This window comes from Paenibacillus sp. FSL H3-0333, from assembly GCF_038002805.1.
GTDB lineage: Bacteria > Bacillota > Bacilli > Paenibacillales > Paenibacillaceae > Paenibacillus_AQ > Paenibacillus_AQ silagei.
On the sequence record NZ_JBBODG010000001.1, the window covers coordinates 1863802 to 1880763 of the forward strand.

At 53.9% G+C, this 16962-nt stretch carries 11 protein-coding genes; 9 read left to right on the forward strand and 2 right to left on the reverse strand.

Features of this window, described 5'->3' with window-relative positions; all coding sequences use genetic code 11:
* Positions 1-4 precede the first annotated feature (4 nt).
* Positions 5-1765: a cache domain-containing sensor histidine kinase gene (locus tag MHH78_RS08375; protein ID WP_341167113.1), complete on the forward strand. Its 1761-nt coding sequence runs from the start codon at positions 5-7 to the stop codon at positions 1763-1765.
* A 67-nt stretch (positions 1766-1832) separates the two neighbouring features.
* Here the strand turns inward: MHH78_RS08375 and MHH78_RS08380 are convergent, their stop codons facing one another.
* Positions 1833-3536, reverse strand: coding sequence for a CPBP family intramembrane glutamic endopeptidase (locus tag MHH78_RS08380; RefSeq protein WP_341167114.1), 1704 nt, complete (start codon positions 3534-3536; stop codon positions 1833-1835).
* Positions 3537-3777: 241 nt separating this feature from the next.
* On the opposite strand from MHH78_RS08380, the gene MHH78_RS08385 reads away from it, so the two are divergent.
* From MHH78_RS08385 to MHH78_RS08410, 6 genes are all read left to right on the forward strand, one after another.
* Positions 3778-5148, forward strand: coding sequence for a TrkH family potassium uptake protein (locus MHH78_RS08385; protein WP_076081658.1), 1371 nt, complete (start codon positions 3778-3780; stop codon positions 5146-5148).
* A gap of 12 nt (positions 5149-5160) precedes the next feature.
* Complete coding sequence (locus tag MHH78_RS08390) at positions 5161-5829, forward strand: potassium channel family protein (RefSeq protein WP_036721939.1); 669 nt, start codon at positions 5161-5163, stop codon at positions 5827-5829.
* A 245-nt stretch (positions 5830-6074) separates the two neighbouring features.
* On the forward strand, positions 6075-8342 hold the full coding sequence (locus MHH78_RS08395; protein WP_341167115.1) for an AraC family transcriptional regulator: 2268 nt from the start codon (positions 6075-6077) through the stop codon (positions 8340-8342).
* Positions 8343-9472: 1130 nt separating this feature from the next.
* The gene (locus MHH78_RS08400; RefSeq protein ID WP_076082240.1) at positions 9473-10432 is read left to right on the forward strand and encodes an ABC transporter permease; all 960 of its coding nucleotides are present in this window, start codon (positions 9473-9475) and stop codon (positions 10430-10432) included.
* Positions 10433-10446: 14 nt separating this feature from the next.
* Entirely contained in the window at positions 10447-11346 is a 900-nt protein-coding gene (locus MHH78_RS08405; RefSeq protein WP_341167116.1) for a carbohydrate ABC transporter permease, read from the forward strand.
* Between the two features lie 65 nt (positions 11347-11411).
* A complete protein-coding gene (locus MHH78_RS08410; protein WP_341167117.1) occupies positions 11412-13061 on the forward strand; it encodes an ABC transporter substrate-binding protein in 1650 nt (549 codons plus the stop codon).
* Positions 13062-13176: 115 nt separating this feature from the next.
* On the opposite strand, the gene MHH78_RS08415 is transcribed toward MHH78_RS08410, so the two are convergent.
* On the reverse strand, positions 13177-14076 hold the full coding sequence (locus tag MHH78_RS08415) for a LysR family transcriptional regulator (RefSeq protein WP_036701597.1): 900 nt from the start codon (positions 14074-14076) through the stop codon (positions 13177-13179).
* A gap of 417 nt (positions 14077-14493) precedes the next feature.
* Here MHH78_RS08415 and MHH78_RS08420 point away from each other — a divergent pair, with 417 nt between their 5' ends.
* Both MHH78_RS08420 and sdhA read left to right on the forward strand, forming a co-directional pair.
* Positions 14494-15159: a succinate dehydrogenase cytochrome b558 subunit gene (locus MHH78_RS08420; RefSeq protein WP_076082248.1), complete on the forward strand. Its 666-nt coding sequence runs from the start codon at positions 14494-14496 to the stop codon at positions 15157-15159.
* Positions 15160-15200: 41 nt separating this feature from the next.
* Positions 15201-16943 (forward strand): succinate dehydrogenase flavoprotein subunit, encoded by a 1743-nt coding sequence (gene sdhA / locus MHH78_RS08425; RefSeq protein WP_036701593.1) that lies wholly within the window; start codon positions 15201-15203, stop codon positions 16941-16943.
* Positions 16944-16962 lie beyond the last annotated feature (19 nt).

Consider the following 16962-nt stretch of genomic DNA (forward strand, 5'->3'; position numbering starts at 1 on the left):
CGGCATGCAGATGAAGCGTGCGAAATCCTTATACATTCCCATAAGCTACAAGCTGCTTATTTCTTATCTGCTGCTGGTGCTGACACCGATCATCGCGATCGGCAGCTATGCCTACCTGTCGTCTGTGCGTTCCACCGAGCAGCATACCAGAAGCAATCTGGAGGTGGCTGTCAAGCAAATGGCCAGCAACGTGGATTTCCGGCTAAAGGATATGGTCCGCAGCACCGATGAGCTGTATGCAGACCAGACCCTGGCGCGTTATCTGGCAGGCTATCATTCCGGCTGGGAGAGATACAGCATTATGTCCCAGTATATCCTCCCCAGGCTGAAGAATGCGGCGAATCTGCCGGACCCGGAGGTCGAGCTCTCCGTCTATGTAAGCAATCCTGATGTCGGGGAATTCTATTACAACGATAGTGCAGCAGAAGATGTCCGGAAGTACTCTTTGTTTCATATGGACCGCATTGAGGATGAAGCGTGGTACAGAAGGCTCGATCTGCATTACGGCTCCAGTGCATGGCGGCAGACGGGCAATGACAAGGCGGATGGCAGCATCTCCTACCTGCGGCCCCTGATCAACTACGATACCCTGCAGCTGAATGGTCTGATCAAAATGACGGCGAATATGAAATACATCTTCTCTGATGCAGTCTCGGGGCAGCTGGGCGAGGACAGCATCCTGTTCATCGCGGATAACGCAGACCGCCTGCTGTTTACAAGCTCCCCGAACGGGGTTATCCCTGAGCCGCTGGCTTCAGCCGCTTCAGGTTATATTAAGCAGCCCGGTTCTTATATGCAGATCAAACAGCCGGTTACCAATATGCCGGCCAGTGTAGTGGCCTGGATTCCATATGCTTCGCTGCAGAAGAATTCACAGCAGGTCCGCAATGTGACCATCGGCATCTGTCTGGTTACCCTAGTGCTGCTCTTTCTGATCAGTCTGGCGATGTCCCAGTATTTCTCGCGGAGCTTCCAGAAGCTGGTGTCTTCCCTGAAATCTTTTCAGGAAGGGGACTTCCACAAGCGGATGCCGGTCCGGGGCAATGATGAGTTTGCGGAGATCGGCAGTGCTTTTAACGAGATGGCTTCAACCATTCAGCGGTTAATCGATGAGGTCTATGTCGTCAGTCTGGAGAAAAAGGAGACCGAGCTGCAGGTGCTGCATTCCCAGATGAACCCGCATTTCCTGTATAACACCTTCTCTTCCATCAGCCGGATGGCCAAGCTCGGGGAGATTGATAAGCTGCATGAGGTCATCCGTTCACTGGCCCGGTTCTACCGGCTGACGCTGCACCGGGGGGAGATGATTATTCCCGTGGAGCAGGAGCTGCAGATCGCGGAATCGTATCTCGACATTCAGCGGATCAAGAATGCGGACCGGATTCATGTCGCCTATGCTGTAGCGCCGGAGGTGCTGGAGAGCGAGAGCGTGAAATTTATTCTGCAGCCGTTTGTGGAGAATGCGCTGGAGCATGCCTGGTATGACGATGAAATCTCCCTGGTTATCCGTGCTTACATGGAAGAGGGGGATGTGGTCTTTGAAGTGGAGGATAACGGGCTGGGGATGAAGGAGGAGCTGATCGGACAGATTCTTGAGCCTGCGGGCCAGGGTATCGGCTATGGCATCCGTAATGTGGACCAGCGGATCAAGCTGCAGTACGGCAGACCCTATGGCGTAGCTATTCACAGCTCTCTGGGCGAAGGAACGCTGATCCGGCTCCGCTTTCCTTACCGTCCGTATCATTCTGTGCCGGAAGAGGCATGACAGCAATAGCTATACAGCAGCAGCGGCTGCGCTATCCCGGAAGAGGAGGCGCAGCCGCTGCTGGTGCTTATGGAGTAGAGATCGGTTCTACCGGCTTCGGCTCCCGTGGAGGGTTGAAGCGGTATACCAGGTAACCTACGATGAACGGCAGGATGATGGTCACGATGCCTGCGCCGACATTCACCGTATCCTGCATGAAGATCAGCGTAGCGCCCATCAGGATGCTGTCGAATACCACATGGCTGAACATCACCGCAATGAACCCGTAACGCAGGAAAATATAGCTGAACAGCAGGCCGATGACCGTCAGCTCAATCGGCCGTGAGATGACGGGATAGATCGGGTAGAGCGTATGTCCGAGTGCCCAGATCAAGGTCGTGATCAGTGAAGCGATGAGCGTATTCTTGACCAGCTTCTTCAGCATTCGGATACCGAACAGACGGTAGACCGCCTCTTCCGAGAGCCCGGCCAGCCAGGCTACAATCGGCAGCAGCCAGGCATATTTCATATTGTAAGGCGACTGGCTGGCGTCAGTGGTGGACCAGTTATCCAGCGTATAGGACAGAATAATGAACATGACGGTCTGTACGCCAAGCAGGATGAAGGCCCAGATATAACCAGCCTGAATACTCTTCAGTACATAGTGGCCGTAGCCGGGCTCGGAGGCCCGGGGCCAAGGATTCAGCTTCTCCTCAGAGCGCCACAAGCCGTCCCCTCCGACCAGAGAGAAGTAGAGCAGGAGCGACATCAGCAGACTGTACAGAACGTAGATGACGAACATGACTACTGCTGTAACCCTGGCTTCAGCGCTGCCGCTGCCGGATTCGGATACCACATTGTAGCTGCTGACCATCATGATCAGGAAATGGACGGAGCTCAGGAAAATTCCGCGTTTCCAGGAAGTATGCTTCCTGCGCAGAATGCCGTAGATCATCGCCAGGATACCGAGCAGCAGGGTAGGCAGGCCGTAGCCGAACAAGGTGAGCTTCTTGGCAAGCGAGGTCTGCCCGTCCACATAAGTATCATGCCAGGCAGGAGCCGAGAATCCGGCACGGAAGTACGAGACCTCGCCGTTCAGATAATTGAATTGGTACTTAAGCGGTAATTCACCTATGGTGATGGAGTTGTCGGAATAGACAAGCCCGTATCCATCAAGGTTAGCCTCAATCTTCAGCTTGGCAGGATTGGCCCCCCATAGCTTCAGCCAGGGAAGGGCGAGCTTCTCTTTTGCCTCCAGGCTCAGATCCGGTATGCTGCTTACAGGATTGGCAGTATCGGTACGTTTGGTTGCCGCCGTGGGCCGCTCCCCGTAATTCAACCCGGACGCAGCGTCGGCATCGGCGCCAACAGCAAAAGCCACAGGCTCGCCGGTATACATATTGAGATCGACTGCCAGCCGGGCTGCCGCCTCTCCGGACGTATAGAGCACCGCATGGTACACATCGAACGGATAACGCTGGTCCAGCTTATTCTTGGAATAGTCCGGAAGCAGCTTCTCACGGGACATATAGCCGTAGAAGGAAGAGTCCGTCTTGTACAGGATCACCCATTCATCTCCGGCTGCGGCTTCATAGCCGAGCTGCCCAGCGGCGAATGCGGCGGCCTTCTCCCGGATTTCGCTTTTGCTGAGAATGGCTGTATCCCCGTCTGAACTGGAGAGGAGCTGTGGAGCGATCTGGAACATGACAAATAGAATGAGTCCTAGAATTCCGGCTAGGATAAGTTTGGTAGTAAGGGGCCGCTGATGCAGGGGCTGGCCGACGGGATTCATGGAACGCCTCCTTGAAATAAAATGCTCTCATCCATCCATTATAGTATTACATGCCGGGCAGGTACAAAGAAATGCCTTATTATCCTTTTACGTGAAGAAGTCCCGGCTTATGCTTAAAGGCTTGTTATTTTTGTCTTCTTATCAAAATGAGTCTTTGTGAAGTTAGGCAATAACGTATATAATTTTGTATGCTTATCTGATACTGACCGATTCGTAATTTCTAATATGGAACCCTGAAAGGATGAGAAGTTTGGCGTCACCGTCTTCCAAGATCACCGGCTTCCGATTCCTGAAGCTGGCTCCTCCGCAAATCCTGGTGCTGAGCTTTGCTGCGGTCATCCTCATCGGCACGTTGCTGCTTATGCTTCCAGTATCCAGCGTACCCGGTCAGCCGCTCCGCTTCATGGACGCGCTGTTCACAGCCACCTCTGCCGCCTGTGTGACCGGACTGGCTGTAGTGGATACCGGTACCCATCTTACGGGCTTCGGACAAGCGGTCATTCTGGTGCTGATCCAGATTGGCGGGCTCGGGTTCATGACGATGGCCACGCTGTTTGCGCTGGTGTTCAGGCGCAGAATCTCACTGCGTGACCGGCTGATTCTTCAGGAAGCCATGAATCAGAGCTCGATGGAAGGGATTGTGCGGCTGATCCGCAAGGTGCTGCTCTATTCCCTGGTCATTGAAGCTGTGGGAGCGCTTCTCCTGTCCATCCGCTGGGCGGTGGATATGCCGTTTGGCCGCGCGGTCTACTACGGGGTGTTCCACGCGGTGTCGATGTTCAATAACGCCGGATTCGATCTGTTCGGCGGGCATGATCATAGCTTAATCAGCTATGTCGGAGACCCGGTCATTAACCTGGTCGTTATGTTCCTGATCATCTCCGGGGGAATCGGCTTCATCGTAATCTCCGATCTGGCCGACTTCCGCCGCACCCGGCGGCTGTCGCTGCACAGCAAGGTGGTGCTGTCGATGACAGCCGGACTGATTGTGACCGGAATGGCGGTCATCTTCATCTTCGAGTTCACCAATTCGCGGACCCTGGGACCGCTGAACCTCGGGAGCAAGCTATGGGCCTCCCTGTTCCAATCGGTGGCACCGCGTACGGCAGGGGCCAACACGCTGGATATTACGGGACTGCGTCAGGCCACTCAGTTCTTCATCGTGATCCTGATGTTCATCGGGGCTTCCCCCGGTTCTACCGGCGGCGGCATTAAGACCACAACCTTCACGCTGATGATCGGAGCTGTCATCTCCATGCTGCGCGGCCGCGAAGACATCGTGCTCTTCCGTTACCGGCTGGCTCAGGAGCGCGTGTTCAAGGCACTGACCATTACGCTGCTGGCGCTGCTGCTGATCGTTACGGTCTCGATGATGCTCTCGACTACCGAGGGGCTGCCGTATCTGATGATTCTGTTCGAGACGATCTCAGCGTTTGCCAATGTCGGACTGAGTCTGGGACTGACCCCGGAGCTGACGCAGGTCGGCAAGATCCTGATCTGCCTGACCATGTTCGCCGGACGGCTGGGACTGCTGACGCTGGCGTATGCGCTCGGTCCGAGACAGGGTAAACCATTATATAAATATCCGGAAGGCAAAATGATAATTGGATAGGGGAATCAAGTCATGAAACCACAGCAGTTTGTTGTAATCGGCCTGGGCCGCTTCGGCTCAAGTCTGGCGCTGGAGCTGATGTCCATGGGCTACGAGGTGCTTGGCATTGACCACCAGGAGGAGCGGGTGGAGGAGATGACCGGACGGCTGACGCATGCAGTCATGGCCGATGCTACGGATGAAGGGATTATGCGCTCGCTCGGGGTGCGTAACTTCGACTGCGGCATTGTGGCGATCGGCGATAATATGGAGCGGAGTATTCTGGCCGCGATTCTGCTGAAGGAGCTGGGCGTCAAGCAGGTGGTTGGCAAAGCCATCTCCATTCTGCATGGCCGCGCGCTGTCGAAGCTGGGGGTAGACCGGGTGATTTTCCCGGAGCGGGATATGGGTATCCGCGTGGCTCATCAGCTGGTGACGCCGAATCTGCTCGATTATATCGAGATCTCCAAGGATTACAAGGTCGTTGAGCTGACGGTGCCCGCCTGCATGAACGGCAAAAGCCTCTCCGAGCTGAACACCCGCGCCAAATACGGCTGCAGCATCATTGCCCTGAACCGCGAGGATGGCATCATCGTTGCCCCGACTGCGCATGATCATGTGCATCAGGGAGACATCATGGTGGTGATCGGCTCCAACGACAGCATCGAGGAGTTCGAGGATGAAGCGGTGAATGCGGAGTAAGGACTTTCTGCCAGCCAGCTTATCCCGATAAAAGAAAGCTAAAAACGCCCGGATGGCAATGCATCCAGGCGTTTTTGCTGTTCGGCGTAAGCCTGCAGCCGCACATTAGAACGCCTGCACATCAGCCTGTAACATGCCGCGCGGGGGTTGAAAAATTTTCCTATACACATATGTAAAATGTATCCTGAAATGATAAAATAAAAATATTGTAAGCGGTAACATAGAAATGCTTAGGGGGATATGTGATGAAAAAAACACCGATGATCCTGCAGCTGGCGTTGATTCTATTCTGCATTATGGCTATTCCTACAGCAGTCCTGACCTGGTACAGCGGGTCACAGATTATACAGAATTCTGAAGCGGCTATCGGGGAATCCACGCTGGCCGGGCTTAATGCCAACCGCAGGCTGAACGAGAACGCGCTGGCCAATCTGGCCCAGGATACGTCGCGTCTGGCGGCGACGAATATTTTTGACCGCATCCGTAGCTTCGAGACCTACGATGAGATTAACGCCAACTATAACAATGTAAGTCTGGCGCTGTCCGTGACCAAGGAGCTGCTGAACCTGAACCGCCGGGTGGACGGTGTGTATTCTTCATTCTTTGTCCTGGAGGATTCGGATTATGTCTTCTCTACCGACAGCAGCATCACGACGCTTGCCCGCTATGAGCCTATCGGATGGATCACAGAAGCGCTTAAGGGGCGCAGGGGGATCAGCGGGGTATGGGTGCCCCGTAAGCTTGCGTCGGGCGAGAATGTGGTGTCTTATGTGTACCCGCTCAACCGCCTGTCCACCACCACCCGGGGAGTGATTGTCGTCAACATGAAGGAGAGCCAGATCGGCAAATATCTGCATGCTACCGAGGTGGGTGACAGCAACTACCTGCTGCTGGACGCTGCGGGTACGGTGATCTCCTTCAATGACCGGTCCATGCTGCTCTCCGACAGCCGTAAGCTGCCGTTCTTACAGGAGATTCTGAATCAGGAAGCCAGTGAAGGCTACACCTTCCGCAAGCTGGAGGGCAAACGGACGGTGTATGCCTGGAGCCGCTCCTCCTTGTCCGGGTGGTGGAATGTCAGCTGGAGCTCCATGGATGAGCTAATGACCAAGTCCCGGGAGATGCAGGGAAATATTATTCTGCTGACGGGGGCGATCATTGTACTCGGGACGCTGCTGGCCATCTTCCTTGCCACCTGGCTATCCAGGCCCCTGAGGCAATTGGTGCAGACGATGCGCTCGAAGCTGGATCTGGGCGTAGTGAACAAGAATGAGCTGGCCTTCCTGGATCTGGCCTTCAAACGGATGCAGGAGGAGGAAGAGAGTCTGTTCCAGCTGCTGCAGGAGCGCGAACAGGATACCCGCAGTCTGGCCGTGCACCGTCTGCTGCGCGGTGAGATTCCGCCGCGGATTACGGAGGTTTTTCCGCATGCCTGTTACAGAGTGGTGGTGGTCTCCATCGACCAATATAGAAGATACGTGGGCCATACCAATGGGGAGACGCGCAGTTATCACCGGTATTTGCTGAGTGCCAAGTATGAGAATGTTTTCCCTGAGGAGCTGGTGGCCCGCTGTGTCTACCATAATGATGGCTGTACAGTGATTGTACTGAACTTTGCTCCGGAGGAGGGGGAGGCGCATAGTACTCTGATTCATCAGGCGCTGGAGGAGATCCGCGATCAGTCTCTTGAGCTGCTGGAGCATTCGGTCACGATTGGGGTGAGTGAGCGGACGGATGCTCCGGAGAGGGTGGCGTTGCGGCTGTTCGAGGCGATGGAGGTGATTAAGCGCAGGATGATCAAGGGGGCCGGAAGCATCATGTACTGGCATGACGGGGAGGATAACAGCCGCAAGTATGTTGACTCTGAGAGCAGCGAGCGGCGAATTCTGAATTTCCTGGATGCCGGCGACCTGGTGGGAATCTTCAAGGAGCTGCAGAGCATCCGCAGCCAGATCTCCGCAGAGGAACATATCTCCTACGATAATATTATGTTCATCTATCATCAGCTGATGGGCGCGACGATCAAGCATCTCCGGGAGAACCACCTCGGAACCGGAAGGATGATTATGGGCCGGGGCAACGTGTATTCGATTCTCGCCGCGATGGATACGCTGGATGAGCTGGAGGAGTACCTGTATGATTTCTACTGTGAGATTGTACAGAGCCTGGATCGGAGCACCCATGAGACCAATTATGCGCAGCGGATCATGGAGTACCTGAAGCAGCACTACCGCGAAGAGATTGTCTTCGAGGACATGGCCAAGCAGATTGGCATCAGCTACTCCTACATGCGTAAGCTTGTCTATGAGCAGACCGGCAGCAGCATGATTGATTTCGTCAATCAGCTAAGGATCGAGCAGGCGAAGGAGCTGCTGCTGGATTCGGGGCTGACGATCAAGCAGATTGCCGCAGAGGTCGGTTACGCCAATGTGCAGAGCTTCAACCGTTTTTTCCGCAAGTATGAAGGCATGCCGCCAAGCGGCTACAAGTTAGCGAAGAGCAAGAGTTCTTAGGGGCTCATAGGTGGCCATAGAAACCTATAGAAACCTATAGAAACCTATAGAAACCTATAAAAGCCCATAAAAGCCCATAAAAGCCCATAAAAGCTCATGGAAACCCGTAGAAACCATTAGAAACCCATCCCCGGCGGACCGGTATCTCGTTTCAAGGATCTTGGTTTTTCGGCTTGTAGGTGGAAAGTGGGCAGGCGGTGGAAATGAGAGGGATAAATCCCTCTGATGGAGCCGAATGTGGGCGGATGAAGAGCACAAGTGCCCCTGAATTCCAGGAAAGTTGGCTAAACGAGTAAATGAAGAGCACAAGTGCCCCTGAATTCCAGGAAAGTTGGCTAAACGAGTAATTCAGGAGCACAAGTGCCCCTGAATTCCAGGAAAGTTGGCTAAACGAGTAATTCAGGAGCACAAGTGCCCCTGAATCCCGGGAAAGTTGGTTAAACGAGTAAATGAAGAGCACAAGTGCCCCTGATTTCCAGGAAAGTTGGCTAAACGAGTAATTCAGGAGCACAAGTGCCCCTGAATCCCGGGAAAGTTGGCTAAACGAGTAAATGAAGAGCACAAGTGCCCCTGAATCCCGGGAAAGTTGGCTAAACGAGTAATTCAGGAGCACAAGTGCCCCTGAGTTCGTGGAAAGTAGGAGTGTTCAAATCTATATTAGTCAAAAGCGGGCGGGGCGAGCAACAGTAGTTCCCTAATCATTCCTGATAGCTCTCATAGCTCCCGAATCGCTCCCTGTTAGCTATCATTGCTCCTTGATCGCTCCCTCATCACTCCCTCATCGCTCCCTCATCGCTCCCTCATCGCTCCCTCATCGCTCCCTCATCGCCCCAATCACTCCAATCACTCCAATCCCCCCTGGCCCCATCCCTCCCCATGCCTTTCTATCCAACTAGTACCTTCCCCCTCAAATGAAAGCGCTTTATTAATTTTGGGAATGCCTATCAGTTTTGATTATTCTCCTGCGGCTGAGGCCTGGAGTGCCGGGAGGCAATCCATTGGCAATCAATTGTGATAGGTGATCATCAATACTCATGATATTCAAGACCCGGCAAAGGCGGTAGCATAGGAGCCAGGCCGGAGAACACGAGCCGGAAGCCGGCAAGAAGAATTCAAGGCAGGAGGTGAATATGTTGAAAGCTGCAAGCGCTTCACAAACGGATCACAGTCCATTATTAAGAAGGAAACAGGGGTTTAGCTATTATTTACAGCGGGATTGGCAGCTCTATCTGCTGGTGATGCTTCCGCTGGCTTTTGTCATCGTATTCAAATATTTGCCCATGACCGGACTTGTAATCGCCTTCAAGGACTATAAGATCGCCAGAGGCTTCTGGGGTAGTGAATGGGCCGGACTGCAGGTCTTCCAGGACCTGTTCGCCAAGCCTGATTTCATCCGGGCCGTCCGCAACACTCTGCTGCTGAACGTGCTTGACCTGTGCTTCAGCTTCACGATGCCGATTGTGCTGGCTCTGCTGCTGAACGAGATCAAGAGTGTACGGTTCAAAAGAATCAATCAGACGGTGCTGTATTTGCCCCATTTCCTGTCCTGGGTCATTATCGGAGCCATCGCCTATCAGCTCCTCAGTGAGGGGGGCGGCGTTGTCAATAACCTCATAGAGCTGATGGGAGGCACCCGGATTCCGTTCCTGCAGCAGGATACGAATTGGCTCATTAGCTATCTCGTGATCGGGGTCTGGCAGAGCATGGGCTGGGGCACGATTATCTACCTGGCGGCGATGAGCGGGATCAACCCTGAGATGTATGAAGCGGCTACGGTGGACGGGGCAGGCCGCTGGAGAAAGGTATGGAATATCACCCTTCCATCAATCCGGGCAACGATTGTGACGCTCTTGATTATGGCGCTGGGCAAAGTAATGGACGGCTCCTTCGAGCGTATCTATGCGCTGCAGAATAAGGCCACCACGGAGTTCACCACCACCATACCGGTCCTGGTGTACCGCTGGGGGATTGAGAGCGGTAATTTCAGCCGGGCGACCGCCATCGGATTATTCCAGTCCGTCATCGGAATTATTCTGGTCATTTCCGCGGACCGCGTAGCCAAGAAGCTTGGCGAGGATGGGATTTTGTAGAAAGGAGAGGAACCATGAAAGCAATAGCCGGAGGCACTGCCGCACCCCATAAAGCACGTATCGATATCTGGGAAACGCTGATCCGCCTCGTCATTATTATCATCTCGCTATTCTGCCTGCTGCCGTTCATTCATGTTGTATCGAAATCGCTGAGCTCTGACTCCTTCGTCATTGCCAACAAGGTCTTTCTGTGGCCGCAGGGCTTCACCATTGAAGCGTATAACAAAATCTTCGCGGATGCCAGTATCCTCCGTTCCCTGTACATCTCGGTCATCGTGACTGTGCTGTTCACCTTTCTGGGCATGATTCTGACCATCTGTGCCGCCTATCCGCTGTCCAGAACCCAGTTCAAGGGGCGCAGGGTAATCACCTTTATCTTCCTGTTCACCATGTACTTCAGCGGGGGCATTATCCCCGACTATATGAACATCAATAATCTGGGGCTGATGGATACCATCTGGTCACTGGTGCTGCCGCTCTCCTTCAGCGCTTTCAATCTTCTCATTATGAAAACCTCGCTGACCAGCAGCATTCCCGTCAGTCTGGAGGAATCTGCGCGGATCGACGGTGCCGGGCATTTCCGGATTCTGTTCAGCATTGTGCTGCCATTATCCAAGCCGATTATGGCGACACTCGCTCTCTTCTATGCAGTGGGCCGCTGGAATGCTTATCAGGACGCATTGTTCTATATCAAGCATGAGACTTCACTCCGGCCGCTTCAGCTCAAGCTGTATTATCTGGTCATTCAGGCAAGTGAAAGCTTCCAGCTGGAGGCCAGCCAGGTGCAGCTCAGCAATCCCGAAGTCCTGAAGGCGTCAGTCGTTGTATTCGCTACCTTGCCTATCCTCTGTGTGTATCCGTTCGTCCAGAAATACTTCGTTCAAGGTGTTATGCTCGGAGCCGTCAAGGAGTAATCCTGCGTCCCTGGTATATAGTCATTCTTTGGAATTACGAAAATTCAAAAAATGGGGGAATTGCGATGAGTAAAAGAAGCGTGTATTCGTTAATGATGGCATCCGTCATGACGGCTGGCCTGCTGGCCGGGTGCTCCGGGGGAAATAACACCAAGGATACAGCCGAAGCCAGCAGTAAGCCGGCCGAGACTGCCGCTGCTACGAACCAGACCGAAGGAGCCTATCCTGATTATTCCAAGGGCTTTGAGAAAAAAGTCTCGCTCGACATTCCGGTCTATGAGCGTGCCTATGAAGGCTGGAACGTGTCCGATAACTACTATACCCGCTGGGTGCAGGCGGAGTTCGGCGACAAATATAATATAGAGGTTAACTATGTGCCAATTACCCGCTCCAAGGAAGTAACGGATTTCGAACAGCTGCTGGCTTCGCACAAGGCTCCGGATATTATTTTCCACTATGATATGCCGCAAGCGCTTACTTATTATGGTGAGGATGTGATGCAGCCGCTCGACTATGCAGAGATCCAGAATTATGCGCCGACCTACTGGAAGAACTTGGGTGAGACAATTGAACAGTATGGTACCGTGGACGATCAGAAGACCTTCTTCTTCGCTGCCCGCCCTGAAGCCGACAACTTCGTCAACATTATCCGCAAGGACTGGGTGGAAAAGGTAGGCATGAAGGTTGAGGATCTGACCTCGCTGGAGAAGTATAACGAGATGCTGGCCAAATGGAAGGAAGCCGGACTCGGGGTAAGCGGCGGCAATCTGCAGCAGAATTTCTTCAACTTCAACTATCCGTTCCGTAAATGGCCGGTGGATGCGAAATATCGTGCGCTGTATTCCGATCTCAGCGTGGCCGATCTGACTACGGAGGAGACTGAGGCTTACCTGCGTAACCTCAATTATCAGTATAACAATGGCCTGATTGATAAGGAATTCTATCTGCGCAACGATGAACCGAAGATTAAGGCTGAATTCGTGGCAGGTAAAACCGGCAACTTCGGCTTCTATCTGGCGAACAACACTGATGTCTTTGCGGCTACGCTGCAGAATAACCCGGATGCCGAATTTGCGGTGGTGCCTCCGTATGCGGGAGTTCCGGAAGGCAACAAGCCTCAGGGACGCGCTTACTGGCCGTTCGGCTTCATTATGGGAATTAACTATGAATCCACGCCGGAAGAACGCGCAGCCGTGTGGATGTATCTGGAATGGCTCAGCCAGCCGGAGAACCTGTTCAAGTTCCAGAACGGGATCGAAGGGGAGAACTATACGCTTGACGCAGACGGCATTGCGCTGAAGAACCCGGATTATAAGGGCGAAGCGGTGCTGGCACAGAACAATAACAAGGACTATTGGGGTCTGGTGACAGAAATTGCCCAGTACCCGGATGAAGCCAAGACCCGCAAGGCCAACCTGCGCAACTGGGCACCGGCCGGTTATGAGCCGCTGGCGGATGATCTGGTGAAGTATTATGACGAGGTTGCCGAATTCCGTACACCGGATGCCCTGTTCAATGTGGTGCTGGAGAAGGTGAACGAATACAAGGCGGATCTGAATACGCTGTTCCAGGAGCTGTACGTGAAGGTGGTGCTCGCTCCGGAGGCTGAATTCGATGCTACTTATGAAGCGGCCAAGAAGACGTACCTGGAGGCAGGCTACCAGGAGATTCTCGATGAGAAGCAGGCGGCAATTGATGCAGGCAAGTTCCGTTAATCTTGTGTAAGCCTGGCTTAGTATAGCAAAAAAAATTACCCGGCAGTATCCTTACCCGGCAGGCCGATCCGTAGCATTACGGAGGCTTGCCGGGTGATTGCTGTGTTCCCCGCCGCTACTCGCGGCTGTTCAGGAAGACATCCTCCGTCACCTGCACCAGGCAGCGCGCTGCCGTGCTGAGTCCGCCGCTGCTCTGGTAGATGAGGCAAGTGGTCCGCTGCGTCTGCTCCAGCTCCTTGATGTGCAGGGAGACCAGCCCCCCGCCGTTCAGCAGCTCCGGACGCAGATACGAATTCGGCAGCAGGGCTGCAGCTTTGATGGTCGGAAGCAGGCGGACGATGGCCTCGAAGGAATCGATCTCCATCCGTACATCGGGATCAACCCCGCAGCGCTGGAAAAGATCATCTGTCGTCCGGCGGTACCAGGTTCCCTTGGAGAAAAGGATCATCGGCAGCCGGGAGAGATGCTCCATGGTGAGCCGCGGTGTCAGGGTCAGCGGATGCTGCTCGGAGACGACCAGCCGGAGCTGGTCCTCGAACAGCGGGATGCAGCGCAGCCCCGGCTCCTGGACCTGGGAGGCGATGATGGCCACATCGCATTTGCCTTCACTGACAGCGGTAACCATCTCATGGGTCTTCCCGGTGATGAGCTTCAGCTCGGCTGCCGGATACTTCTCTGTGTACGCTTTTACCAGAGGAGGCAGGGTCGTCTGAAGCGTGGTCAGGCTGGCCCCCAGCGTCACGAGCTGCGGCTCGCCTTCCTTGAACTTCGATAACGCTTCCAGGAACTTGGAACGCTGCTGACGCTGCTCCAGCGCATAGGTGTAGGTAAGGCGGCCTACCTCTGTAAGCTCCAGGCGCTTGCCGAAGCGGTTGAACAGGGCGACGCCGAGCCGCTCCTCCAGCTTGGAGATTTTGCGGGAGAGGGCCGGCTGGGACAGGTTGAGCTGGCGCGAGGCCCGGTTCAGGCTGGAATGCTCCACCACCGCAGCAAAAGCATCTAAATCATCATACATTTCATAGTGCTCCTCTCTCTCCCAAATTCCCATTCAACTGTGATAAAAAGTATAGCAGATGAGCAGGGTTGCCCCTGATGCGCAGGAAGACAAGTCTGGATTGTATGTTATTAATGAAGCTAAATGAGAATTATTATCATTTTAAAAATATTCTTATGCAATTATAGTATAACGATTAATAATTAGATTGCAATTCCCTTATAAGCGAAAAAAGAGTAACATGAAAAGTGACACAGGATATTCACATATTGTGAATTATTCAGCAAAGTCCGGGAAAACAATGGATAGTGGTGCAAACAGACTATTAGCCGGTAAATCAAGCCTGCCGCTGCCCTGTTTCAACTGTACTCCCGGCGGTGTATGCTCTTTAAAAAGACTTGTGAAAACGCTGTTTTATATGGAAAGGGGACACTTTGCATGAGAGGATTTTATTCCAGAAAGATTCATTCCTTGCTCGGCGTTATCCCGCTCGGGGCATTCTTCCTTGAGCACATGCTGACGAACTTCGCAGCAGTAGAGGGTGGCGCTTCTGGCTTCACAGACAGTGTGCTGTGGCTGAACAGCCTGCCGCTTGTCTTCTTCCTGGAATTGTTCGGCATCTGGCTGCCGCTGCTGTACCATGGAGTCTACGGCCTGTACATCGCGTACCAGTCGAAGCCGAACCTGAACCGCTACAATCTTGAGCGCAACTGGCGTTATACGCTGCAGCGGATTACCGGAGTCGTCACCTTCATCTTCATTGTCTGGCATCTGTGGGACACCCGCGTCCAGGTAGCGCTCGGCAAGGTGGAGCATGATCAGCTTGGCGGAGTGATGCATAACATTGTGACCCAGCCGCTGCTGATGACTCTCTATATTGTCGGAATCGTGGCTGCCTGCTTCCACTTCTCCAACGGTCTATGGTCGTTCCTGATCAGCTGGGGAATCACGGTGGGGCCGCGTTCGCAGAGAGTATCGTCCGTACTTTGCCTAGGTATTTTCGTTCTCGTTACTTTCATGTTCGTCCTGTCGCTGGTTACCTTCCGTAACGATGAATTCCAAACTGCCGCTACGGCGATGCAGTCAGTGCGCAGTTTTATTTAAGAATATAAACGCATTTTATTGTAATTAGGAGGGGAACAATCATGGCATCAGCCGATATCATCATCGTGGGCGGCGGTCTGGCCGGCCTGATGGCTACCATTAAGGCCGCTGAATCCGGCGCGCATGTACATCTATTCTCACTGGTCCCTGTCAAAAGATCACATTCCGTCTGCGCGCAAGGCGGCATCAATGGCGCCGTGAATACCAAGGGCGAGGGCGACTCGCCCTGGGAGCATTTCGACGATACCGTCTACGGCGGCGACTTCCTGGCCAACCAGCCTCCGGTGAAGGCCATGTGCGAAGCGGCACCGGGCATTATTCACCTGATGGACCGGATGGGCGTAATGTTCAACCGTACCCCAGAGGGGCTGCTCGACTTCCGCCGGTTCGGCGGAACGAAGCGCCACCGCACAGCGTTTGCCGGGGCGACTACCGGCCAACAACTGCTCTACGCACTGGATGAGCAGGTGCGCCGCTGGGAAGCGGAAGGCCTGGTTACCAAGAGCGAGAACTGGGAATTCCTCTCGGTGATTCTGGATGACGAGCGGGTCTGCCGCGGCATCAGCGCCCAGAATCTCAAGACGATGGAGATTCAGACCTTCCCGGCGGACGCGGTCATTCTGGCCAGCGGCGGTCCGGGGATTATTTTCGGCAAAACCACGAATTCGGTCATCAACACAGGAACCGCCGCAAGCGCCGTGTATCAACAGGGTGTGCATTATGCGAACGGGGAATTCATTCAGATTCACCCGACGGCGATTCCCGGCGATGACAAGCTGCGGCTGATGTCGGAATCGGCGCGCGGTGAAGGCGGACGGATCTGGACCTATAAGGACGGCAAACCGTGGTACTTCCTTGAAGAGAAATATCCTTCGTACGGTAACCTGGTGCCGCGCGATATTGCTACCCGTGAGATTTTCAATGTGTGTGTGGATCAGGGGCTGGGCATTAACGGCGAGAACATGGTCTACCTGGATCTGTCGCATAAGGACCCGAAGGAGCTTGACGTCAAGCTGGGCGGCATTATTGAGATCTACGAGAAGTTCATGGGGGATGATCCCCGCAAGATTCCGATGAAAATCTTCCCGGCTGTGCATTATTCGATGGGCGGCATGTGGGTCGACTATAATCAAATGACGAATATTCCCGGCTTGTTCGCGGCAGGGGAATGTGAATATCAATACCACGGGGCCAACCGTCTGGGAGCGAATTCCCTGGTCTCTGCCATTTATGGCGGGATGGTCTCCGGTCCGAAGGCTGTGGAATACATCAAAGGCCTTAAGAAATCGGTCCAGGATATCTCCTCCACGGTGTTCGACAGCTTCCACAAGACGCAGACCGATAAATATGAGTCGCTGCTGGGGATGACTGGCACAGAGAATGCTTACGTGATCCATAAGGAGCTTGGCGAATGGATGACGGCGAACATGACCGTGGTGCGTGAGAACAAGAAGCTGGAAGCGACCATCGGCAAAATCAAAGAGCTGAAGGAACGCTACAAAAATATCAATATGAGCGACACTTCGCGCTGGAGCAACCAGGGCGTGGCCTTCACCCGCCAGCTGTGGAACATGCTGGAGCTGTCGGAGGCGATGACGCTTGGAGCCCTCCTGCGCAATGAGAGCCGGGGCGCGCATTACAAGCCGGAGTTCCCGACACGCAATGATGAGGAATTCCTCAAGACCACCAAAGCGGCCTGGACGGCTGACGGCCCGCAGATCTCCTACGAGGAAGTCGATGTATCACTGATTCCTCCGCGCGTGCGGGATTACTCGAAGGACTGACCGGTTAGACTAACCAAAT

Bases quoted from the DNA above. Each gene is read 5' to 3' on its own strand.
- MHH78_RS08405 (WP_341167116.1), top strand. From the start codon at position 10,447: ATGAAAGCAATAGCCGGAGGCACTGCCGCACCCCATAAAGCACGTATC.
- MHH78_RS08390 (WP_036721939.1), top strand. From the start codon at position 5,161: ATGAAACCACAGCAGTTTGTTGTAATCGGCCTGGGCCGCTTCGGCTCA.
- MHH78_RS08385 (WP_076081658.1), top strand. From the start codon at position 3,778: ATGAGAAGTTTGGCGTCACCGTCTTCCAAGATCACCGGCTTCCGATTC.
- MHH78_RS08395 (WP_341167115.1), top strand. From the start codon at position 6,075: ATGAAAAAAACACCGATGATCCTGCAGCTGGCGTTGATTCTATTCTGC.
- MHH78_RS08415 (WP_036701597.1), bottom strand. From the start codon at position 14,076: ATGTATGATGATTTAGATGCTTTTGCTGCGGTGGTGGAGCATTCCAGC.
- MHH78_RS08380 (WP_341167114.1), bottom strand. From the start codon at position 3,536: ATGAATCCCGTCGGCCAGCCCCTGCATCAGCGGCCCCTTACTACCAAA.
- MHH78_RS08410 (WP_341167117.1), top strand. From the start codon at position 11,412: ATGAGTAAAAGAAGCGTGTATTCGTTAATGATGGCATCCGTCATGACG.
- MHH78_RS08375 (WP_341167113.1), top strand. From the start codon at position 5: ATGCAGATGAAGCGTGCGAAATCCTTATACATTCCCATAAGCTACAAG.
- sdhA (WP_036701593.1), top strand. From the start codon at position 15,201: ATGGCATCAGCCGATATCATCATCGTGGGCGGCGGTCTGGCCGGCCTG.
- MHH78_RS08420 (WP_076082248.1), top strand. From the start codon at position 14,494: ATGAGAGGATTTTATTCCAGAAAGATTCATTCCTTGCTCGGCGTTATC.
- MHH78_RS08400 (WP_076082240.1), top strand. From the start codon at position 9,473: ATGTTGAAAGCTGCAAGCGCTTCACAAACGGATCACAGTCCATTATTA.